This is a genomic window from Paraburkholderia sp. UCT2, from assembly GCF_014397665.1.
Lineage (GTDB): Bacteria > Pseudomonadota > Gammaproteobacteria > Burkholderiales > Burkholderiaceae > Paraburkholderia > Paraburkholderia tuberum.
On the sequence record NZ_VZQO01000054.1, the window covers coordinates 1 to 20,499 of the forward strand.

Below are 20,499 nucleotides of genomic sequence, written 5' to 3' on the forward strand. Positions count from 1 at the left end.
CGCCAACCCCGGCCCCCGCCGCCGGTCCGGAACCGAAGCCGCAACCGAAGCCGCAACCTGCGCCGGTGCTGAAGGAGGCCTCCCCCGACGCCGCGCTGCAACTGCTCGGCCTGCTGCAACGCGACGCGCGCTTCATCGATTTCGTCGAGGAAGACATCAAGGCCTATAGCGACGCCGACATCGGCGCGGCCGCGCGCCTCGTGCACGAAGGCTGCCGCGCGACGCTGCGCGAGCACTTCACGATCCGCCCGGTGCGCGACGAAGCCGAAGGCAGCCGCGTGACGCTGCCCGCAGGCTTCGACGCGAGCTCGGTCCGTTTGACCGGCAACGTGGTCGGCAGTGCGCCGTTCAACGGCAGCATCAGCCATCGCGGCTGGCGCGTCGAGGATGTGCGTCTGCCGAAGCTGGCGGACGGTCATAACGCAAAAGTCATCGCACCGGCGGAGGTGGAGCTATGAGCGACGCACGCTATTCGATCGGCATCGATCTCGGCACCACGCACTGCGCGTTGTCCTACGTGGACACGCACGCGAGCGACGGCGAGAAAACCACCCAGGACGTGCTGTCGATCGCCCAGCTCACGGGCCCCGGCGCAATCGATAATCTGCCGCTGCTGCCCTCGTTCCTGTACCTGCCGCATCCCGACGAACTGGCCACCGGCGACCTCTACCTGCCGTGGACCGGCCAGCGCGAATTCGCGGTCGGCGAATTCGCGCGCAGCCGCGGCGCCGGCACCCCGATCCGGCTCGTGTCGAGCGCGAAAAGCTGGCTGTGCCATCCGGGCGTCGACCGGCGCGCGGGCATTCTGCCGAACGACGCGCCGCCCGAAGTCGCGCGCGTGTCGCCGCTGGAAAGCTCGGTGCGCTACCTGACGCACCTGCGCGAGGCGTGGGACCACGCGCATCCGGACGCGCCGTTCGGCGAGCAGGACGTCACCGTGACGATCCCCGCGTCGTTCGACCCCGCGGCGCGCGAGCTGACGGCGGAGGCCGCCGAGGCCGCCGGCTTCACGCGCATGACGCTGCTCGAAGAGCCGCAGGCGGCGCTCTATAGCTGGATCCAGAAGAGCGGCGGGCAGTGGCGCAAGCAGGTCAAGATCGGCGACATCATCCTCGTCGTCGACGTCGGCGGCGGCACGACCGACCTGTCGCTGATCGCGGTGATCGAGCGCGACGGCAATCTCGAACTGCATCGCGTCGCGGTCGGCGATCACATCCTGCTCGGCGGCGACAACATGGACCTCGCGCTCGCGCACGTGGTCGCGCGCAAGCTCGCCGCGCAGGGCACCCAGGCCGACGCGTGGCAACTGCGCGCGCTCACCTACGCGTGCCGCGCGGCGAAGGAAACGCTGCTCAGCGATCCCGCCACCGACACCGTGCCGCTCGTCGTGCCGAGCCGCGGCTCGAAGCTGATCGGCGGCTCGATCCGCACCGAGCTGACGCGCGCCGAACTGACACAGACGATCCTCGACGGCTTCTTCCCGCAGATCGACAGCGCCGCGCGTCCGGTGAGCCGCGCGCGGGTCGGTCTGACGCAGCTCGGCCTGCCGTATGCGCAGGACGCGGGCATCACGCGGCATCTGGCGGCGTTCCTCGGGCGTCAGGTCGGCGCGCTGGCGGAACTCGAAGGGCTGCGCGAGCATGTCGCGCCCAACGCGAGCTTCCTGCATCCGACCGCGGTGCTGTTCAACGGCGGCGTGTTCAAGTCGACGCTGCTGGTCGAACGGATCATGGGCACGCTGAACGGCTGGCTCGCGACCGAAGGCGCGGCGCCGGCCCGTCTGCTCGAAGGCGCGGACCTCGATCTGGCGGTCGCGCGCGGCGCGGCCTACTACGGCTACGTGCGGCGCGGCCGCGGCGTGCGGATTCGCGGCGGCACCGCGCGCGCGTACTACATCGCGATCGAATCGGCGATGCCGGCCGTGCCCGGGCTCGAGCCGCCGGTGCAGGCGCTGTGCGTCGCGCCGTTCGGCATGGAAGAAGGCACCGACGCCGAGCTGCCCGCGCAGGAGTTCGGGCTGGTCGTCGGCGAGCCCGTGCATTTCCGCTTCTTCGGCTCGTCGGTGCGTCGTCAGGATCAGGTCGGCACGCTGCTCGATTACTGGGGCCCCGAGGAGTTGCAGGAACTCGAGGAAATCCAGGCGACGCTGCCGGCGGCCGGCCGCACCGCCGGCGAAGTCGTGCCGGTGAAGCTGCACGCGCGCGTGACCGAAGCGGGCACGCTCGAACTCGAAGCGATCCCGCGCGGCTCCGACGAGCGCTGGAAAGTCGAATTCGACGTGCGCGGCAACGCGAATGCGTGATTGACATGAAGCGGTACAGCGTCGGCATCGATCTGGGCACCAGCAACACGGTGCTCGCGTACGCGCAAGCCGGATCGCAGCAGATTCGTGTGTTCGAGATCGAGCAACTCGTGAGCCCCGGCGAAGTCGCCGCGCGGCCGCTGTTGCCGTCGGTGCGCTATCAGGCGGCCGACGGAGAACTGAGCGCGGCCGATCTGCAGTTGCCGTGGTCCGGTGCGCGTGCGGCGTCGGGCCACGGCAAGGACGCGGCGCAGCCGGTCGTGGTCGGCCGGCTCGCGCGGCTGCTCGGCGCGCAGGTGCCGGGGCGGCTCGTCGCGAGCGCGAAAAGCTGGCTGTCGCACGCGTCGGTCGATCGCGTCGCGCCGATCCTGCCGTGGGGCGCGCCCGACGACGTCCGCAAGATTTCGCCGCTCGACGCGAGCGCGAGCTACCTCGCGCACGTGCGCGCCGCATGGAACCAGCACTTTCCGAAGGCGCCGCTCGAACAGCAGGACGTCGTGCTGACGGTGCCCGCTTCGTTCGACGAAGGCGCGCGCGCGTTGACCGTCGAAGCGGCGCGGCTCGCGGGGCTGCCGTCGCTGCGGCTGCTCGAAGAGCCGCAGGCAGCGTTCTACGACTGGCTGTTCCGGCATCGCGACACGCTTGCCGGCGAGTTGGCGGACACCCGGCTCGTGCTGATCTGCGACGTCGGCGGCGGCACCACCGATCTGACGCTGATCGAAGTCGGCCTGTCCGACGACGGCGAGCCGCGCCTGACGCGCGTCGGTGTCGGCAATCATCTGATGCTCGGCGGCGACAACATGGACCTCGCGCTCGCGCATCGGGTCGAGGCGCGGCTGTTGGGTGGTGCCGGCGGCGGTGCGCAGGCGCCGCAACGGCTAGCGGCGGCGAGCCTGTCGCAGCTGGTCGAGCGATGCCGCGTCGCGAAGGAGCAATTGCTCGGCGCGCAGGCGCCCGAGTCGGCGCCGGTCACCTTGCTCGGCGCGGGCTCGAAGCTGATCGGCGGCGCGCGCACGACGCAGGTCACGCGCGACGAGGTCGAGAAGATCATCGTCGATGGTTTCTTGCCGCGGGTGGCCGCCGATGAGCGTCCGGGCCGGCCGCGCGGCGCGATCGTCGAATTCGGCCTGCCGTACGCGACCGATGCGGCGGTCACGCGGCATATCGCGGCATTTCTCGAACGTTTCGCCGCGCAGTCGCGCAAGGCCCTGGGCGCGGATTCCAGCACGCCGGACGCATCCGGCACAGCCGCCCTGCCCGTTCCCGACACGCTGCTGCTCAACGGCGGCGTGTTCCGCGCCGACGCGCTGTCGCGGCGTCTGGCCGACACGCTCGGCGGGTGGCGCGGCGCGCCGCTCAACGTGCTGCACAACGACAACCCCGACGTCGCGGTCGCGCGCGGCGCGGTCGCCTATACGCTCGCGCGCGCGGGCTTCGCGCCGAAAATCGGCGGCGGTTCGCCGCGCAGCTATTTTCTGGTGCTCGACGAAACGCCGGCCGGCAAAGACGACGCCGAGCCGGACGCGGCGCTGGCGCAACGCGGCATCTGCCTGCTGCCGCGCGGCACCGAGGAAGGTCACGAGATTCTGATCGCGGAGCGCACGTTCGCGCTGCGGCTCGGGCATCCGGTGCGCTTTCACCTGGTGTCGTCGAGCGCGGACACCGCCTATCAGCCCGGCGAACTGGTCGACCTCGCGGGCGGCGACTTCGTGCGTCTGCCGCCGATCGCGACGATCGTCCAGCCACGCGACGGCCATCGCGCTCGCGAAACCGCCGTGCGCATCGCGACGTCGCTGACCGAGGTCGGCACGCTCGACGTCCATTGCATCGAGCTCGACGAGCCATCGCAACGCTGGCTGCTCGAATTCCAGCTGCGCCACGCCGACGCGCAAGTGGATCTATCCGCCGAGGGCGTACCGCAACGCCACCCGGCGCTCGATCACGCGATCGAACTGATCGACCGTTGCTTCGGCGCCCGCGCGCAAAACGTCGACCCGAAGGAGATCAAACGACTGCGCGCGCAGCTCGAACATCTGCTCGGCCCGCGCGACAGCTGGAACAGCGCGTTGCTGCGCGAACTGTTCGGCGCGCTGTGGGAGCGCGCGCGCCGCCGCCGCCGCTCGGCCGATCACGAACGGCTGTGGCTGAATCTGGCCGGCTATTGCGTGCGGCCCGGCTTCGGTTATCCGCTCGACGAATGGCGCGTCGAGCAACTGTGGACGCTGTTCGACGATGGCATCCAGTACGTGACCGACAGCCAGGTATGGTCGGAATGGTGGACGCTGTGGCGCCGCGCGGCCGGCGGCCTCGGCGAAGATGCGCAGCTGCGCGTGCTCGACGCGATGGACTATCTGCAGAAGGCCGCGCAATCGCGTCACAAGCTGCCGTTCGATGTCGCGAAGACCGGCTTCGCCGATATGGTGCGCCTGTCCGCATCGCTCGAACGGATTCCGGCCGAACGCAAGATCGAACTCGGCGAGGCGGTGCTCGCTCGCCTGAAAAAGCCAGCGGAAAACCATCAAAGCTGGTGGGCGGTCGGACGGATCGGCGCGCGCCAGCCGTTTTACGGCAGCGCGCATAGCGTCGTGCCGCCCGAGGTCGCCGCGCAATGGCTCGATGCGATCCTCGCGCTCGACTGGAAGAAGGTCGACCCCGCCGCCTTCGCGGCCGTCCAGATCGCCCGCATGACCGGCGACCGCTCGCGCGATCTGCCCGACGCGCTGCGCGCGAGCGTCGTGCGACGCCTCGAAGCGGCGAGCGCGCCGCGCGCCTGGGTCACGATGGTCAGCGAAGTCGTCGCGCTCGATAACGCCGACGAAGGTCGCGTGTTCGGCGAATCGCTGCCGGTCGGGTTGAAGCTGATCGGCGGCTAAGGCGTTTTGCGCGGCGCGAAGCTCAGCACCGCTCGTGCGGCGTCCAGATGCACAGCAACGCGCACCCAGGCGGATACCTGTGCGCGCGCATTGCTTCAGCACGCGCCGCTCAATTCGGCACGTTCACGGTGCCATTCGTTGCGGAAATCGCATTGACACCCGGGGTCGCCGCGATCGCCGGCAGGTTGGCCGTGGTCAGCGCCGGTGCGACTCCCGACACGCCGCCGCGCGGTATCGTGTGGATCACCTGCGACGGCGGCAACGGCGTGCCGTTCTTCAGATGAGCCCACATCAGATTGAGCGCCTGAAGATCGTAGTAATGCAACGGCACGAAACGCGTATCGAAACCGGCGACGCCGAGGAACGCGTCAAAGTGCTGAGCGTTCGTGACTTCGTACAGCGCCAGCTTGCTCGCGCCGCCCTCGACCACCTGGTTCAATCCGAGATACGGCCGCGACGCGTGATTGATCGGCACCAGCGCATCCGCGCGTCCTTGCACGATGATGGTCGGCTTGCCATGCAGATTCGCATTCACGCGAATTGCATCGACGCTGGCCTCAGACGATCGCTCGCGACAGCGGTGGCGGCACGAGCTCACACCTCGCTCGATGCAAGCGCTCGAGCGTCTCGTGGAAAAAGTTCGACTTCAGCCTCGATCTCCACGGGAATGTTGAAGGGAAGCTCGGCCAGTCCCACCGCGCTGCGAGCGTGACCGCCGCGCTCCTCGCCAAAGACAGCGAGTATCAGTTCCGAAAAGCCGTTGATCACCGCGGGCTGTCGGTTGAACCCGGGTGCCGAGTTGACCATGCCGAACACCCTCGTCCAACAGGCGATGCGCTCCAGACTTCCGAGCTCGCGCTTGAGGCTGCCCAGAATAGCGAGCGCGGTGAGACGAGCCGCCACGAAGGCCTGCTCCTGCGAGACCTGACTGCCCACCTTGCCAAGTGGCTCGGCCAGCGAGCCGTCCGCGTTGGTCGGTCCATGGCCCGAGATGCAAGCCCTGTGGCCGACTATCCGCACCCATGGGAACGGAAGCGTCAGGCCGGGAGGAAGCCGCAACGGTTCCGGCAAGACGTAGCCAAGTGCGTGCAAGCGATCTTCAACGGTCGACATATTCAGACTCCACGTGAAGGCCCGACGGCGTTTATTCGCGCGCGCGCCTCGATAATCGCGCAGCGGCGTGGCTGCGGCACGTCGCTGCGGTGACAGCGCTTTCAGATGCCCGCTTCCCTCACGCTCCGCCCTGCTTGCGCATCTGCCCGATAGCGCGAGCGCGTGCAGCCTCGGCCTCCCGGACGAGCCGGTACGCAACGTAATATTTGAAGACATTGCGCACGTACGTCGTTGGCTCGATGCCGATTTTCTCGGCGACTACGATTTCGACATTGTTGAACCACTTGTTAGGATCGAGACCGCGCGCCACCGCTTCCTTGCGCATTCTGGCGATCTTTGCGGGTCCTGCGTTGTAGCTTGCGAATGCGAATAGCGAGCGGTCCCTTTCCGAGAAGTGAGCATCGGGAAAGTAACGGGCCATCAGCACATCGAGATATTTCGCTCCCGCATGTATGTTGGACTCCGCCACCCTGATGTCGCCAACCGCAAGTTCCTTCCCCGTGGCTGGCATCAACTGCATGATCCCGATTGCGCCAACGTGACTGCGGGCGCTCTGGTTCAGCTGGGATTCCTGATAGCCCTGAGCCGCCAGCAAAAGCGGATCGAAGCGGTACTTCGCACCGTATTTTTCGAAAAGACCGACCGTCTGCCCGAACCGCTTCAGCTCCGCTGACTCCGTATTGTTGGAGATCTGCTTGATGCGCTTCATTTCCTGCTGCAGACGGACTTCCGCGACACTCTGCTTCTTCACGTAATTCAGGTAGAAGTCGTTGATCGCGTCCCGCAGTTTGGGGCTCTTGAAGCGCACCGCCCAGCCGATGTAGCCTGCGTCGCGCACCGAAATATCGTTGTGCACGACGATTCCAGCCAGTACCGGCGCCCATACCTTTGCCTTCCAGTCGTCCACGACGAGGATCTGGAGCAGCCCGACATTGAGCATCTCCATCGCGTCCTCGTCCTCGAGCGCGTCGGGCAGCGGCACGAGTTTCACCGGAGCTTTGCCTTCCTTGCCAAAACGCGCGTTCAACGCGTTCAGGCTCTCGTAATAGCTGCTGCTGGGCCGCACATGGACCGTCTTACCGCTGAGATCGTCGAGCTTCGCGAGGGCCGGCGACTTCGGCCCGGTCACGACCACTTCGCGTACTGCTGTCCGGTCACGCGGCGCCACGAAGTCGACCTGCTTCAGGCGGACCTCCGTGACCGTCAGATTGCCCGCGGCGATGTCGCCCCGGCCCGCTATCAGCCCCGGGAGCAACTGGTCGCGAGTCGTCGGAATGATGACCAGGGTGAGCGGACGCTTGCCGAGCGTCGCCTGGTACTTCTTGTTCACATAACGCTCGAAGTCCCGCATGAGACCGGCGGTCAGCCCACGTTCGTGACCTTGCTCATTCAGATAGAGCGTTCGACTGTAGGGAACCAGCACGCGGATCAGACGCCGGTCGAGCATGGCGTCGAAATCGCCCGTGAACGGTTGATTGCCGAGATCGATCCGGCGCGCTGCGGGAGCCGACGCCGCGGCGGTTGGGGATGCCGGGAGGGCCGACGAGGCGGCCGGCTGCGCGGCGACACTTTGGGCGGCGACGCTCGCCGCGGGGCCGACGATCATGCCTGAGCAGAACGCCGCGATGTACAGCAACGTTTGAATGATGCGCATCGTAAAGCACCCTGCTGTCGCACCCGGCGACTGCGTCGACGTTCACTACGCGCATCCATATTGCCACGATGGCAACGGGTGAAAATGGGACGATGGTCCTATAAGCAATGCGCCATGACTGAAGATAGAGCCGTACCGACGTAATCGCCAACGCCCGCTACGCCATCGTCACGCGATTTCGTCCTTGATGCTTCGAGCGATACAACGCACGGTCAGCGCTCGCGAAACCGTCGCGATGCGCGGGGCGCGACAGGTCGCTGATACGCGTGAGCGACCCGCCAATGCTGACCGTCACCACCCCAAGCGGCGACGCGCGATGCTCGATCGCGAGGTCCGCCACGCGCTGGCGCAGCGTTTCGAGCGTGTCTTCGAGCATCGATGGTTGCGCTTCGAGCACCAGCATTCCGAACTCCTCACCGCCCATGCGCCCGACCACGATGCGCTCGCTGTCGGCGGCGGCCTGCATCACGGAGGCAACCAGACTCAGACAGTGATCGCCGGCCTGATGACCGTAGGTGTCGTTGTACTGCTTGAACCAGTCGACGTCGACGACCACCGAGCCCATCACGTCGCCGTCGCGCGCCTCCTTCCAGCGGCGCGCGATGGTTTCGAGCAGAAAGCGCCGGTTGTACAACTGGGTGAGCGGATCGATCGCAGTGGCCGTGCGCATCTTCAGATCGTTTTCGATCATCGCGCGCAGGTGGTAAAACACGCCGCGCCGGCCCGCGTCGAGCCGGCCCGGCGCCGGGTCCATCGCGCACAGCGCGCCGACGATCTCGCCGTTCGGCGCGCGCAATGCGATCGCCGCGTAAAAGCGCACGAACGGATGACGCTTGACGAGCATGCATTCGCCGAAGCGGCTGTCGTTGTGCGCATCCTCGATCACGAACAGGTCGGCATCGCGCACCGCGTAGTCGGCGAGCGAGCGCGCACGCGTGACGAGCGGCATCGCCATGCCGACTTCGGCGCGATAGTGCTGATGCTCCTCGTCGAGCAGCACGATCGCGGTAATTGCCGCGCCGGTCACGCTCTTCAGAATCTCCGCCGCATGCGTGAAGCACTCGCGCATCACCTGGTCGTCGTGCAACAGCCACTCGATGACCGAAGACTCGACCTCGGGTTCGCCGGCGGCGGTCGAGTCGACTGGCATCCGGCTGGCGAGGCGGTCGTTACTGTAAGCGGGTTGCACGGAAGGGTTCCAGAATGGGCTTAACTTATGTCAACGGCATAGGCACGCGAAACTTGAGCACAGAATGTGGGATCGCGCCCAGGCGCCGGAGCGCATCCGGGAGCCCCAAAGAAAATGGGCCGGCTCTCGCGAGCCGGCCCATCGATCGATGCGACGTTCAGGTAATCAGACGCGCCGCTTTACTCCTTGTCGCCCTTCACCTGCGGCAGCGCCGACGTCTCGTTCGACGACAGCAGGCCCACTTGCGAGTAGATGCGCAGCTTGTCGCGCGTGTCGGTGATGTCGAGGTTGCGCATCGTCAGTTGGCCGATGCGGTCGCGCGGCGAGAACGTCGATGCGACCTTTTCCATCGACAGACGCTCGGGCTGATACGTGAGGTTCGGCGACTTCGTGCTGAGGATCGAGTAGTCGTTGCCGCGGCGCAGCTCGACGGTCACTTCGCCGGTGATCGCGCGCGCGACCCAGCGCTGCGCGGTTTCGCGCAGCATGATCGCCTGCGGATCGAACCAGCGGCCCTGGTACAGCAGACGGCCGAGGCGGCGGCCGTTCTCGCGGAACTGCTCGATCGTGTCTTCGTTGTGGATGCCGGTGACGAGACGCTCGTATGCGATGTTGAGCAGCGCGAGGCCCGGGGCTTCATAGATGCCGCGGCTCTTCGCCTCGATGATGCGGTTTTCGATCTGGTCGCTCATGCCGAGACCGTGACGGCCGCCGATCCGGTTCGCTTCGAGCAGCAGCTCGACCGCGTTCGGGAACGTCTGGCCGTTCAGCGCGACCGGCTGGCCTTCCTCGAAGCGGACCGTCACTTCTTCCTTCGCGATCTGCACGTCGTCGCGCCAGAACGCGACGCCCATGATCGGGTTGACGATCTTGATGCCGGACTCGAGGCTTTCGAGATCCTTCGCTTCGTGCGTCGCGCCGAGCAGGTTCGAGTCGGTCGAATACGCCTTTTCGGCCGACATCTTGTAGTCGAAGCCCGACTGGCGCATGAACTCGGACATTTCCGAGCGGCCGCCGAGTTCGTCGATGAACAGCTGGTCGAGCCACGGCTTGTAGATCTTCAGGTCCGGGTTCACGAGCAGACCGTAGCGGTAGAAGCGCTCGATGTCGTTGCCCTTGTACGTGCTGCCGTCGCCCCAGATGTTGACGCCGTCGTCCTTCATCGCGGCGACCAGCATCGTGCCGGTCACGGCGCGGCCGATCGGCGTCGTGTTGAAGTAGGTGACGCCCGCCGTCGAGATATGAAACGCGCCGCACTGCAGCGCCGCGATGCCTTCCGAGACCAGCTGCGCGCGGCAGTCGATCAGGCGCGCGCCTTCGGCGCCATATTGCGTGGCGCGACGCGGGATCGAATCGTAATCGTCTTCGTCGGGCTGACCGAGGTTGGCCGTGTAGGCGTACGGCACGGCGCCCTTCTTGCGCATCCAGTGCAGCGCGGCGCTAGTGTCGAGGCCGCCGGAAAACGCGATACCGACCTTCTGGCCGATCGGAAGACTTTCAAGGATTGTACTCATAAGCAGTAGCGTTAAACTCGACGTACAGGGAGATTTGGGGATAACAGCTGAGTATCGGGCAAGCCTGGCGATCAGGCAAGTTACGCGGGAGTATACCGTGAACCGCCGTCCGGCCTTGGATTTTGCCGGTCGGCGCGGCCTCGCGCCGCAATCTCTCCGCGCCGAATTTCCGGATTAATTCACGCTGTATTTGCCGTAACGGGGGGCGAATTTATTATCGTCTAAGGGTAGCATCGCGGGTTGCGTCAACGCACCGGCCGTTCACCCCTTTCATCCCGTTCATTCCCCTTGCCCGCCGCCCATGACCACGACCACCCCGCGTCCCGCGACGAACGCCTCGCTGGTCACCCACGTGCGGCTCGCCGACGGCAAGCGCGCCGAGGTGTCGATCGTCGATGGCCGGATCGCCGCGCTGCTGCTGCCCGGTTTCATCGAAGGGCATACGCATCTGGACAAGACCAACTGGGGCTTGCGCTGGTATCGCAACGCAGTCGGGCCGAAGCTGATCGATCGCATCGAAAACGAGCGCCGCTGGCGCGCCGAAAGCGGCCACGACGCGCGCGCATGCGCCACGCCGTCCGCTACAACAAAGACGTTTTTTGGACTCGAATGATCAATCTTTTTCAGGCCATGCAGGCCTTCGTCAAGGTGGCCGATGTCGGCAGCTTCGCGCAGGCCGCCGGGCAACTGAACGTGTCGACGTCGGTCGTCACGCGTCATGTGTCGAGCCTCGAACAGCATCTCGGCATTCGCCTGTTTCAGCGCACCACGCGCAAGGTCGTGCTGACCGAGGCCGGCGCGCAATACGCGGACGGTTGCCGCGTGCTGCTCGCCGAACTGGAGGAAGTGGAGTCGCGCGCGACCACGGCCTCGCGCGACGTGGCCGGCGACCTGCGCATCGTCGCGCTCGGCAGTTTTTCGCTGTTTCGGCTAACGCCGCTGTTCGCCGAATATCAGGCGCGCTTTCCGCAAGTCAACCTGCGCGTCACGCTGACGGAAAAACGGGTCGATCTGCTCGAAGGTGGCTTCGATGTCGGCATCGTGACCGAGCATATGATCCGCTCGGAGTCGCTGGTGGCGCGGCGTCTGATCAACTCGCACGCGGTGCCGGTGGCAGCGGGCGCGTATCTCGCGCAGGCCGGTCATCCGCAAACGCCGGCCGAACTGGACGGGCATCGGCTGATTGCCGCGCCGTTCGACACGACCGGCCCGATGTGGATCTTCCGCAAGAGTAACGGCGATGCCGAAAGCGCGAGCGAGGACGGCGACGACAGCGGCGAGAGCATCGCCATCGATGCATCGTTCACGGTCAACAGCATGATCATGCAGAAGCAGGCCGCGCTGGGCGCGATGGGCATCGCGCTGCTGCCGCTCGAAATGGTCGAGGACGAGTTGCGCGCCGGCACGCTGGTGCGCGTGCTCGACGGCTATGCGGTGCTCAATGGCGACGTGGCCGTGTCGCTGGTGTATCCGAGCCGCGAGTTCGTGCCGCGCAAGGTGCGCGAGTTCATCGATCTCGCGGTCGGTTTCTTCAAGTGACGCTTCAAGGCCGCTCGCCGCGCGCGAGCCGTGCGTCGATGTCGTACACGACCGGCATCAGATCCGCGACGCTATCGATCACGTAATGCGCGCCCGCCGCCTTCAGCCTGGCCGTCGCGGCGTTGCGGCGCGCGGCGAATTCGTCGGCCGGCAACGCCTTCACCTCCGCCTCGCTCATGCCGAACGCGTTACCGCTCACCGCGACACCGACCGCCCACGTGCCGGCGTTGATGCCTTCCTCGATGCCGACCTCGGTGTCGTCGACCTTGATCGCCTCTTTCGCGCGCCACACGCCGAGCAGCGGCAGCGTCCGGTAGATCATGTACGGTGACGGCCGCCCTTCCGGCGTATCGCCGGTGCACACGATGCTGTCCGGCGCAAAGCCCTGCGCGGCCGCGCCCGGTACGATTTCGTCGATGATCTCGCGGGTATAGCCGGTCGTCGTGCCGATGCGGATATCGTTCTGACGCAAGGCGCTCGCGACTTCGGCGACGCCCGGGATCACCGCGCTATAGCTCGCCGCGACCGCGATGTTCTTCGGCACGAACACGTCGTACACGGCGTCGATATCGGCGTCGGTCGGCGTATGGCCGTGGCGCTCGGCCCAAGCCTGCGCGACGCGCGGCAGCGCCATCAGCGCCGCGATGTGCGGCCGCTTGGCCATGCCCATCGGGCCGCGCGCTTCGTCGATCGTGATCGGCACGCCGAACTGCTCGAAGGTCTCGACGAAGGCGCCCATCGGCGCGCGTGAACCGTAGTCGACCACCGTGCCGGCCCAATCGAAAATCACTGCCTTCACGTATTTCATCTGCTTGACTCCCCAGGAATCCGAATGTATCGGGTTTGCTGTCGCGGGTTTGCTGTCGCAGCTCAGACCGCCTGCGCGAGCGCCTTGCGTTCGTCGAGCGCGGCGGGCGGCGGCCCCGCGTGCGTGACGCCCATCGTGCGCAGCGCTTGCGCGCAGGCATCGACCACGCGTCGCATCACCTGCTCGTCGACCTGACCGATGCAGCCGATGCGGAAACTGTCGACCACCGTCAGCTTGCCCGGATAGATGATGAAGCCCTGCTCCTTCATCAGTTCATAGAAGCGCGCGAACTCGAACGACGGATGCGCCGGCGAAAAAAACGTCACGATGATCGGCGAGCGCCAGCGCCCGTTGAGCAGCGGCTCGAAGCCAAGCTCGTGCATGCCGGCCACCAGCACGTCGCGATTGTTGGCGTAGCGCGCGAGCCGCGCGGGCTGCCCGCCTTCGAGCTGGTAGAGACGCAGCGCCTCGAGGAACGCGGCCACCGTATGCGTGGGCGGCGTGAAGCGCCACTGGCCCGTGCGATTCATCACCTCCCATTGATCGTAGAGATCGAGCGCGAGCGAATGGCTGCGGCCTTTCGCCTCGCGCAGGGCGCTCTTGCGCGCGATCACGAAGCCGAAACCCGGCACGCCCTCGATGCACTTGTTCGCCGACGACACGAACGCCTCGCACGCGATCTGCCGCACGTCGAGCGGCACCGCGCCGAAGGCGCTCATCGAATCGATCAGCAGTTTGCGGCCGTGCCTCGCGACCGCGGCTGCAATCTCATCGAGCGGATTGAGGATGCCCGAGCTCGTTTCGCAATGGATTGCGACCACGTGCGTGATCGATGGATCGGCGGCAAGCATGCGCTCGACTTCGAGGCCGCGCGGCGGCAGGTAGTCGCCCTTGTCGAGCAGTGTGCAGGCGCGGCCGAGATAGCCAAGCGTGATCGCCGCGCGCTTGCCGTACGCGCCGTTCGCGAGCACGAGCGCGTGGCCGTCGCGCGGAATCAGGCTGCCGAGCATCGCTTCGACGCAGTAGCTGCCGCTGCCCTGCAGCGGCACGCAGTCGTAGTCGCCCGCGGTGTCGCCGGCGATCTCCAGCAGGCTCGCGCGCAACTCGGCGGTCATCGCGCGGAACTCGCCGTCCCACGAGCCCCAGTCGCGCAGCATCGCCTGTTTCGTCGATAGTGCCGTGGTGAGCGGGCCCGGCGTCAGCAGATAAGGCTCGCCGCCAGCCGGCGCGGCGCAGGGTGTGGTGCAACGGGTCGATGTTGCCGCGGCTGCCACGGCCAATGTCGCCGCCGAACCGCCGATCGCGCTTTCCATGTCCGCAACTCCGATATCGCTATCTCGATAGCTCACACGATACAGAAGCGTTGTCCATCGGTAAAATCGATATAATCGATGACGGTATCGCAAAAACTTATTTGCTGGCGAGGCACACGTGCAATACGCGCAATTGCGGGCGTTCCATGCGGTCGCGGAACATGGCGGCTTTTCGAAAGCGGCGCAGGCGTTGTCGCTGACGCAGCCGGCGGTGTCGGATCACGTGCGGCGGCTCGAACAGGATTACGGCGTCAAGCTGTTCGAGCGCGGGCCGCGCGGCGTGGAGACGACTGAACTCGGGCTGCGCCTGTTCAGCGTGACGCGGCACATGCTCAGTTGCGAGCGGGAGGCGCGCCAACTGCTCGAATCAGCGGGCGGGCTGGAGTCGGGTTCGCTATCGCTCGCGGCCGATGCGCCCGATCTCGCCGTCGCGCTGATCGGCGCGTTTCGCCAGCGGCACCCGGGCATCGTCGTCACGCTGTCGATCGCCAATGCGGCAGAGTGCATGCAGCGCGTGCTGTCGAGCGCGGTCGACGCGGCGATCACGGCCGCGCCGCAGGTGCATAGCCGCTTGCAGTCGCGCGTGTTGCGGCGCGATCCGCTGGTCGCGATGGTGCCGGCGAGCTACCCGGCCGCGAAGAAGCGCCGGCTGAGTTACGCGGAGCTCGTCGAACAGCCGATGATCTTCCGCGAGCCGCAATCGGTCACCCAACAACTGCTCGAAATCGAGCTCGTGCGCGAGTCGTTGCAAGTCGAGCCGGTCATGTACGTGGATGGCCGCGAGGCGCTGGAGGAAGCGGTCGCGCAGGGAATCGGCGTCGGCGTCATTGCGCGCGCAGAGTTCAACGAGTCGCGGCGGATCCGGATGGTGCCGCTGCTCGATTGCCGCGTGCAGATGATCGAATCGCTGACGCGGCTCGCCGAGCGGCCGGGTTCGAATCTGCTCGACGCGTTTTTTGCGGTGGAGTTGCCGGGAGCCGAAACAGAGGTCTCGCGGGGCGATGTTCAACGCGCGTAGCTCGCGCGCCGTCGCTGCAAGGAGCGGCGTGGCCTTCATGCCGCCGGCCCCGCCGCCCGCGATCGCGCTCGAATTGTTGCGCGGGTTGCCACCAGCGTTGGCAACCCCTTCAGACTTAACGCGACCCGCCGCTCGCGATCAGGCTCTCGCCCGTCAACCAGCGTGCATCGTCCGAAGCGAGGAACGCGACGACATCCGCGATATCGTCGGGTTGGCCGATACGGCCGAGCGGCGTCGTGCTGATCGCCCACGTTTCGAAGTCCGAGCCGATCACGCCGGCGCTGTGGGTGCCCTCGGTCTCGACCATGCCCGGATTCACCGAATTCACGCGGATCTTGCGCGGTCCGAGTTCCTTCGCGAGCACGCCGGTGATCGCATCGACCGCGCCCTTGGTCGCCGTGTAGACCGCGGTGGTCGCCGGCGTGATGCGGGTCACGACCGAGCTCACGTTGACGATGCTGCCGCCTTCGCCCAGATGCCTGGCCGCCGCCTGCGACACGAGCAGCAGCCCGAGCACGTTGACATCGAAGTGCTTATGGAAATGCGCTTCGGTGATCTCTTCGAGCGCCGCGAATTCATAGACACCCGAGTTGTTGACGAGAACGTCGAGCCGCCCGTACGTTTCGATCGCCGTATCGATAATGCCGTTCGCGTCCGCGGCCTTCGACACGTCACCGCCAACCGCGACCGCCTTGCCGCCCGCCGCCGTGATATCGGCGACCACCTTGTCGGCGCCCGCGCGGCTCGACGCATAGTTCACCACGACCGACGCGCCTTGCGTCGCCAATGCCTTCGCAATCGCCGCTCCGATCCCTTTCGATGCACCCGTTACAACCGCTACCTTGCCTGTGAGCTTGCTCATCATCGTGTCCTTTCAATGGTTCGCGCCGGCATGCCTCGCGAGGAGTCGCGGGTCCACGCCAATAAAAGCCGGAAATGCAGTGGCGCTGTCACTGGTCGTTAATTTAGGCATGGCGCGAGGCCGGATAAAGCGGCTCGAGACGAATTGATACGCCGCTTCCGACGAACAATCGATTCGCATCAGACCTCGATGGCCCCGTTTACGCGTGGCTTACGACGATTGATGCTGTTTGGCTTGCGCCGCGGCGTCGGCGTCGCGCAAGCGCGCGCTGACCGACCGCAAGAGCGGCACGCGGCAGCCGAGACGTGCAACCGCACAAGACTCCTACGGGCAGACGCCACGATCAGGCGCTACACACTCAAAGCGCTTTTATTCACCGTGCTTTTGTTCGCTGCTGAGCAGCAGCGCGATGTGCGCGGCCACGCTCGCGAGCACCGCGAGCGCGCCGAGCGTATCGAGAATAATGGGCCACACGATCTCCCTCCTCCGCGATCCGCTGCTCCCAACGTCTTTTAAACGAATGCGCGCGCCATCGATTGAACGCCGGGGCCGAGCAGACAGATAAAGAACCAGCGACGAAAACTCGCCGCACTGATACGCCCGCGCACGCGCTGACCGAGCTGCCGCAACCAGCGTGCCGAGTACGATGCCCGCCAGCATCGGCCATAAGCGTTCGACGAGCGCGCGCACGCCCGATCCCGCAAACAGCTGCCACTCGTTGGTGACGAACGACGGCAACAGCATGCGCGAGCTGAATGCGCTGCCGCGCGCGGAAAAGGCGCTCGTGCGTCATCTGGCCGGTGTTTAGCGGCGCTGTTGCTATCATTCGTTGCCCTCGCGCAGCGCCGCGGCGGCAGCACCGTACCGCAACCGGCAGCACCCAACGCGCAGCAGACCAACGCAACACCAATCGCCGACGCATCACACCTCAGAGGCATGCATGGAATTTCGCCAACTTCGCTACTTCATCGCGGTCGCCGAGGAAATGAACATCACGCGGGCGGCCAATCGTCTGCATATGACACAGCCGCCGCTGTCGCGGCAGATCCAGCAGATCGAGGAAAGTGTCGGCCTGCCGCTGTTCGAGCGCGGCTCGCGGCCGTTGCGGCTCACCGAAGCCGGCCGCATTTTCTACACGCAGGCGAAACGTCTGATCGATGAAGCCGACGAGCTCGCGCCGCTCACGCGTCGGCTCGCGCAACTCGCGGAACGCATCGTGATCGGCTTCGTACCGTCGACGCTGTATGGCGCGCTGCCCGCGGTGATCCGCTCGTTTCGCGAGGCCGCGCCGCACATCGAGCTGTCGCTGATCGAGATGTTCACGATCGAGCAGTTGGCCGCGCTCAAAGGTGGCCGCATCGACGTCGGCTTCGGCCGGCTGCGCTTCGACGATGCGCAACTCGCGCGCGAAGTGCTGGTCGAGGAACGGATGATCGCCGCGTTGCCGCAGGACCATCCACTCGCGCGGCAAAAGAAGCCGCTCACGCTTGCCGCGCTCGCCGAGGAAACGCTGATCGTCTATCCGAGCACGCCGCGGCCGAGCTATGCGGACCAGCAGATCTCGGCAATGCACGATCAGGCGCTGGAGCCGAAAGCGATCCATGAAGTGCGGGAGTTGCAGACCGCGCTGGGGCTGGTCGCCGCGCAGGTCGGCGTGTGTCTCGTGCCGGAGAGCGTCGAGGGCTTGCGCGCGCATGGCGTCGCGTACCGGCCGATTCCGTCGGCAAGCGCCGCGTCGCCGATCATCATGAGCCGGCGCCTGCAGGACGAATCGCCGGCGACGCTGCTGATGTGCTCGCTCGCGCGGCAGTTGTTCAAGCGCGTTTGAGCGCCGCGTGCGTGAACACGGCGACGCGGCGCCGCGCGCCCGGTCAATAGAGCGAACAGTCGACGGCAAAGCCGCCCCGCACAGGCGACAATGCCTTCACCTGGCTTCCCGCACGGAGTCTTCATGAAAGCGCAGCGTCCGCGGCCTCCGCACTTTCCCGCCGAACCTACGCGCGCCGAATGGCGCGAGCACCTGCTGCCCTACTTCATCACGGCGCTGCTGATCGCGTTCGCGATCGTGCTGATCGTCTGGATCGCCAATCCGGCGCCGCCGCGCACGATCACGATCAGCGCCGGCCCGCGCGACAGCTCGTTCGTCGTCACCGCGAACCAGTACCGCAAGATCCTCGCGCGCAACGGCATCCGCCTGAACGTGCTCGAATCCGACGGTTCCGTGCAGAACCTGCAGCGGCTGCTGGATCCGAAGCAGCACGTCGATATCGCTCTCGTGCAGGGCGGGGTGGCCGAAGGGCTCGATACTTCGTCGCTGGTGTCGCTCGGCAGCGTGTTCTATGTGCCGATCGTCGTGTTCTATCGCGGCGCGGCGCTCACGCAACTGGCGCAGCTCGAAGGCAAGCGGATCGCGGTCGGCCGCGAAGGCAGCGGCACGCGGCTGCTCGCGCTGCAACTGCTCGCGGCGAACGGCATCGAGCCCGGCGGCGCCACGACGCTAGTGCCGAGCGACGGCCTGCAGGCCGCCACGCAACTGGTTGCCGGCGAGGTCGACGCGGCGATTCTGAGCGGCGATTCGGCAACGCGCGGCCTGATGCTGCGGCTATTGCGCGTACCCGGCATCTCGGTGATGAATTTCGACGAAGCGAGCGCCTATACACGCGTCTTTCCGTTTCTCGACCAGATCGACTTGCCGCCCGGCGTGCTCGATCTGAAGCGGCGCATTCCGCCCGAGACCGTCCACCTGATCAGTCCGACGGTCGAATTGGTCGCGCGCAGCACGCTGCATCCGGCGATTTCGGATCTATTGATCGAGGCGGCGCAGGAAGTGCACGGCGCCGCGGGCCTGTTGCAGCACGCCGGCCAGTTCCCGAACCCGGTCGAGCACGAATATCCGATCAGCGAAGACGCGCAGCGCTATTACCGGACCGGCAAGGGCTTTTTGTATCGGACGCTGCCTTTCTGGCTCGCGAGCATCGGCGATCGTACGCTCTTCCTGCTGTTGCCGGTCGCCGTGCTGCTGTTGCCCGCCATGCGCGTGATTCCGGCGCTGTACCGGTGGCGGGTGCGCTCGCGCATCTATCGTTATTACGGTTCGCTGATCGCGATCGAGCGGCACGCGCTCGCCGGCGCAACCGACGAGGAGCGCACGCAGCTACTGGGGCAACTGGACGAGATCGAGGCGGCCCTGAGCCACCTGCGCATGCCGCTCGCGTATGCGGATGCGTTTTACGTGCTGCGCGAGCATGTGGGATTCGTGCGCAGCCGGTTGACGGCTGCGCCGCCCGTCATGGCCTCGTGATCGAGGCCATGACGGGCTTTGCCAAGGTTAGGCTTGGGAGGGGGGCGAGGCGGGAGCGGTGGCTTGCGGTTCGTGTTGCGCGCTGGTCTGCGCCTGGGTGTCCGCGCTCCCGGCGGCATCCGCCGCTACGGGTTCCGGCGACGCAGCAGCGACATCCGCCTGGCGGGCCGCTTGTTCCGCGACTGCCGCTACCGCTGCTTCGGCATGTGACGCTTCAGCGGCCGCGCCCTCGGCCGGTGTACCTGCATCGGTCGGCGCATTCGCGCTTGCCGTCGCGGTGGCGGCCTTCTGCGCGCCCTTCGCCGCGCGATGCGCGAGCAGGCGCTGAGCACCCGCCGCTTCCTGCGCCGTGACCTTGCCGGCTTCGACGCCCGCCAGGTCGACGCGCGCCGCGCCTTCGACGAGGCTCTTCCAGTAGCGCCCGCCACGGCACCACGTCTTGATCGCGTCGCGCAGTTCGGCTTCGCTCAGCGACAGTTCCTTCGCATGCACGACGAGGTCTTCGAAAATGCCGATCTTCAGCGGCAGCTTCGGGGCCGGATTCTTCGGGAAAGCAACCGGGAAACGTTTTTGCAGACGACCGATCGAGCGCACCACCGGGTCCACCGGCTTGGCGTCCACCGCCGGCTTGGCGGGCGCGGTGTGGCGCGCCGACTGCGGGCCGCCGGCTCGCGTACCCGGCTTGCCGTCCGGGCGAGCGCCGGCCTTTGCGGCCGGCTTCGCGCCGGGCCGGCCACCGGGCTTCGTGCCCGGATTGGCGCCACGCTCGCCATGTGAACCAGGATGTGCCGCTGAATTTGAAGCGGGCTTGCCAGCGGACTTCGAAGCGGGGCGCGTGGCCGATTTGCGATCGGGCTTGCCGGCGGACTCTGCGGCGGCACGCGCCGCGGCCAGTTGCTTCTTCAGTTCAGCGAGTTGTTCGAAACCCATAGTGCACAACCAATCTGTCGATCTGTAAAAATGAGATTGTAGCAGCGTGCGCCTACGTGCTTGTGACAACCCGAGCCGCAATG

General features: G+C 66.5%; 16 protein-coding genes and 2 pseudogenes. 8 read left to right on the forward strand and 10 right to left on the reverse strand.

Annotation, left to right across the window (positions count from 1 at the left end; translation table 11 throughout):
* From F6X39_RS30965 to F6X39_RS30975, 3 genes are all read left to right on the forward strand, one after another.
* Positions 1 to 458, forward strand: a 458-nt coding sequence (locus tag F6X39_RS30965; RefSeq protein ID WP_187619396.1) for a DUF2760 domain-containing protein, incomplete at its 5' end; no start/stop codon positions are given.
* Positions 455 to 2,302: an Hsp70 family protein gene (locus F6X39_RS30970; RefSeq protein ID WP_187619397.1), complete on the forward strand. Its 1,848-nt coding sequence runs from the start codon at positions 455 to 457 to the stop codon at positions 2,300 to 2,302. The genes F6X39_RS30965 and F6X39_RS30970, both read left to right, overlap by 4 nt.
* Positions 2,303 to 2,307: 5 nt before the next feature.
* Positions 2,308 to 5,175, forward strand: a complete 2,868-nt coding sequence (locus F6X39_RS30975; protein WP_222945368.1) for an Hsp70 family protein — start codon at positions 2,308 to 2,310, stop codon at positions 5,173 to 5,175.
* 109 nt (positions 5,176 to 5,284) lie between these two features.
* Here the strand turns inward: F6X39_RS30975 and F6X39_RS30980 are convergent.
* The 5 genes and pseudogenes from F6X39_RS30980 to argG form a co-directional block, all read right to left on the reverse strand.
* A pseudogene (locus F6X39_RS30980) lies at positions 5,285 to 5,731 on the reverse strand (3-hydroxybutyrate oligomer hydrolase family protein); the annotation flags it as partial.
* Positions 5,732 to 5,769: 38 nt separating this feature from the next.
* On the reverse strand, positions 5,770 to 6,288 hold the full coding sequence (locus F6X39_RS30985; RefSeq protein WP_187619401.1) for a RidA family protein: 519 nt from the start codon (positions 6,286 to 6,288) through the stop codon (positions 5,770 to 5,772).
* A 118-nt stretch (positions 6,289 to 6,406) separates the two neighbouring features.
* Complete coding sequence (locus F6X39_RS30990) at positions 6,407 to 7,942, reverse strand: transglycosylase SLT domain-containing protein (RefSeq protein WP_187619402.1); 1,536 nt, start codon at positions 7,940 to 7,942, stop codon at positions 6,407 to 6,409.
* Positions 7,943 to 8,099: 157 nt separating this feature from the next.
* On the reverse strand, positions 8,100 to 9,131 hold the full coding sequence (locus tag F6X39_RS30995) for a diguanylate cyclase (RefSeq protein WP_316251742.1): 1,032 nt from the start codon (positions 9,129 to 9,131) through the stop codon (positions 8,100 to 8,102).
* Between the two features lie 179 nt (positions 9,132 to 9,310).
* A complete protein-coding gene (gene argG, locus F6X39_RS31000) occupies positions 9,311 to 10,645 on the reverse strand; it encodes an argininosuccinate synthase (RefSeq protein WP_187619403.1) in 1,335 nt (444 codons plus the stop codon).
* A gap of 301 nt (positions 10,646 to 10,946) precedes the next feature.
* Between argG and F6X39_RS31005 the strand changes: the two are divergent.
* Together F6X39_RS31005 and F6X39_RS31010 are read left to right on the forward strand one after the other, a co-directional pair.
* A pseudogene (locus F6X39_RS31005) lies at positions 10,947 to 11,210 on the forward strand (cytosine deaminase); the annotation flags it as partial.
* Between the two features lie 44 nt (positions 11,211 to 11,254).
* Entirely contained in the window at positions 11,255 to 12,184 is a 930-nt protein-coding gene (locus tag F6X39_RS31010; protein WP_187619405.1) for a LysR family transcriptional regulator, read from the forward strand.
* A 4-nt stretch (positions 12,185 to 12,188) separates the two neighbouring features.
* On the opposite strand, the gene phnX is transcribed toward F6X39_RS31010, so the two are convergent.
* The gene (gene phnX, locus F6X39_RS31015; RefSeq protein WP_187619406.1) at positions 12,189 to 12,992 is read right to left on the reverse strand and encodes a phosphonoacetaldehyde hydrolase; all 804 of its coding nucleotides are present in this window, start codon (positions 12,990 to 12,992) and stop codon (positions 12,189 to 12,191) included.
* 62 nt (positions 12,993 to 13,054) lie between these two features.
* Positions 13,055 to 14,305 (reverse strand): 2-aminoethylphosphonate--pyruvate transaminase, encoded by a 1,251-nt coding sequence (locus F6X39_RS31020; RefSeq protein WP_222945369.1) that lies wholly within the window; start codon positions 14,303 to 14,305, stop codon positions 13,055 to 13,057.
* A 118-nt stretch (positions 14,306 to 14,423) separates the two neighbouring features.
* Between F6X39_RS31020 and F6X39_RS31025 the strand changes: the two genes are divergently transcribed.
* Positions 14,424 to 15,323, forward strand: a complete 900-nt coding sequence (locus F6X39_RS31025) for a LysR substrate-binding domain-containing protein (protein WP_187619407.1) — start codon at positions 14,424 to 14,426, stop codon at positions 15,321 to 15,323.
* Positions 15,324 to 15,438: 115 nt separating this feature from the next.
* Here the strand turns inward: F6X39_RS31025 and F6X39_RS31030 are convergent, their stop codons facing one another.
* Together F6X39_RS31030 and F6X39_RS31035 are read right to left on the reverse strand one after the other, a co-directional pair.
* Positions 15,439 to 16,185, reverse strand: coding sequence for a glucose 1-dehydrogenase (locus tag F6X39_RS31030; protein ID WP_187619408.1), 747 nt, complete (start codon positions 16,183 to 16,185; stop codon positions 15,439 to 15,441).
* A 369-nt stretch (positions 16,186 to 16,554) separates the two neighbouring features.
* The gene (locus F6X39_RS31035; RefSeq protein WP_187619409.1) at positions 16,555 to 16,929 is read right to left on the reverse strand and encodes a hypothetical protein; all 375 of its coding nucleotides are present in this window, start codon (positions 16,927 to 16,929) and stop codon (positions 16,555 to 16,557) included.
* Positions 16,930 to 17,125: 196 nt separating this feature from the next.
* Here F6X39_RS31035 and F6X39_RS31040 point away from each other — a divergent pair, with 196 nt between their 5' ends.
* Positions 17,126 to 18,013, forward strand: coding sequence for a LysR family transcriptional regulator (locus F6X39_RS31040; RefSeq protein WP_090805807.1), 888 nt, complete (start codon positions 17,126 to 17,128; stop codon positions 18,011 to 18,013).
* 123 nt (positions 18,014 to 18,136) lie between these two features.
* The gene (locus F6X39_RS31045; protein ID WP_187619410.1) at positions 18,137 to 19,486 is read left to right on the forward strand and encodes a TAXI family TRAP transporter solute-binding subunit; all 1,350 of its coding nucleotides are present in this window, start codon (positions 18,137 to 18,139) and stop codon (positions 19,484 to 19,486) included.
* A 27-nt stretch (positions 19,487 to 19,513) separates the two neighbouring features.
* Here F6X39_RS31045 and F6X39_RS31050 read toward each other — a convergent pair whose 3' ends face one another.
* On the reverse strand, positions 19,514 to 20,416 hold the full coding sequence (locus F6X39_RS31050) for a ProQ/FinO family protein (protein WP_187619411.1): 903 nt from the start codon (positions 20,414 to 20,416) through the stop codon (positions 19,514 to 19,516).
* Between the last annotated feature and the right edge of the window lie 83 nt (positions 20,417 to 20,499).

Excerpts from the sequence above, each read along its gene's own strand:
- phnX (WP_187619406.1), bottom strand. The coding sequence starts at position 12,992 with ATGAAATACGTGAAGGCAGTGATTTTCGATTGGGCCGGCACGGTGGTC.
- F6X39_RS31020 (WP_222945369.1), bottom strand. The coding sequence starts at position 14,305 with ATGGAAAGCGCGATCGGCGGTTCGGCGGCGACATTGGCCGTGGCAGCC.
- F6X39_RS31045 (WP_187619410.1), top strand. The coding sequence starts at position 18,137 with ATGAAAGCGCAGCGTCCGCGGCCTCCGCACTTTCCCGCCGAACCTACG.
- argG (WP_187619403.1), bottom strand. The coding sequence starts at position 10,645 with ATGAGTACAATCCTTGAAAGTCTTCCGATCGGCCAGAAGGTCGGTATC.
- F6X39_RS30975 (WP_222945368.1), top strand. The coding sequence starts at position 2,308 with ATGAAGCGGTACAGCGTCGGCATCGATCTGGGCACCAGCAACACGGTG.
- F6X39_RS31040 (WP_090805807.1), top strand. The coding sequence starts at position 17,126 with ATGGAATTTCGCCAACTTCGCTACTTCATCGCGGTCGCCGAGGAAATG.
- F6X39_RS31010 (WP_187619405.1), top strand. The coding sequence starts at position 11,255 with ATGATCAATCTTTTTCAGGCCATGCAGGCCTTCGTCAAGGTGGCCGAT.
- F6X39_RS30985 (WP_187619401.1), bottom strand. The coding sequence starts at position 6,288 with ATGTCGACCGTTGAAGATCGCTTGCACGCACTTGGCTACGTCTTGCCG.
- F6X39_RS31035 (WP_187619409.1), bottom strand. The coding sequence starts at position 16,929 with ATGCTGTTGCCGTCGTTCGTCACCAACGAGTGGCAGCTGTTTGCGGGA.
- F6X39_RS31030 (WP_187619408.1), bottom strand. The coding sequence starts at position 16,185 with ATGAGCAAGCTCACAGGCAAGGTAGCGGTTGTAACGGGTGCATCGAAA.
- F6X39_RS31050 (WP_187619411.1), bottom strand. The coding sequence starts at position 20,416 with ATGGGTTTCGAACAACTCGCTGAACTGAAGAAGCAACTGGCCGCGGCG.
- F6X39_RS30970 (WP_187619397.1), top strand. The coding sequence starts at position 455 with ATGAGCGACGCACGCTATTCGATCGGCATCGATCTCGGCACCACGCAC.
- F6X39_RS30990 (WP_187619402.1), bottom strand. The coding sequence starts at position 7,942 with ATGCGCATCATTCAAACGTTGCTGTACATCGCGGCGTTCTGCTCAGGC.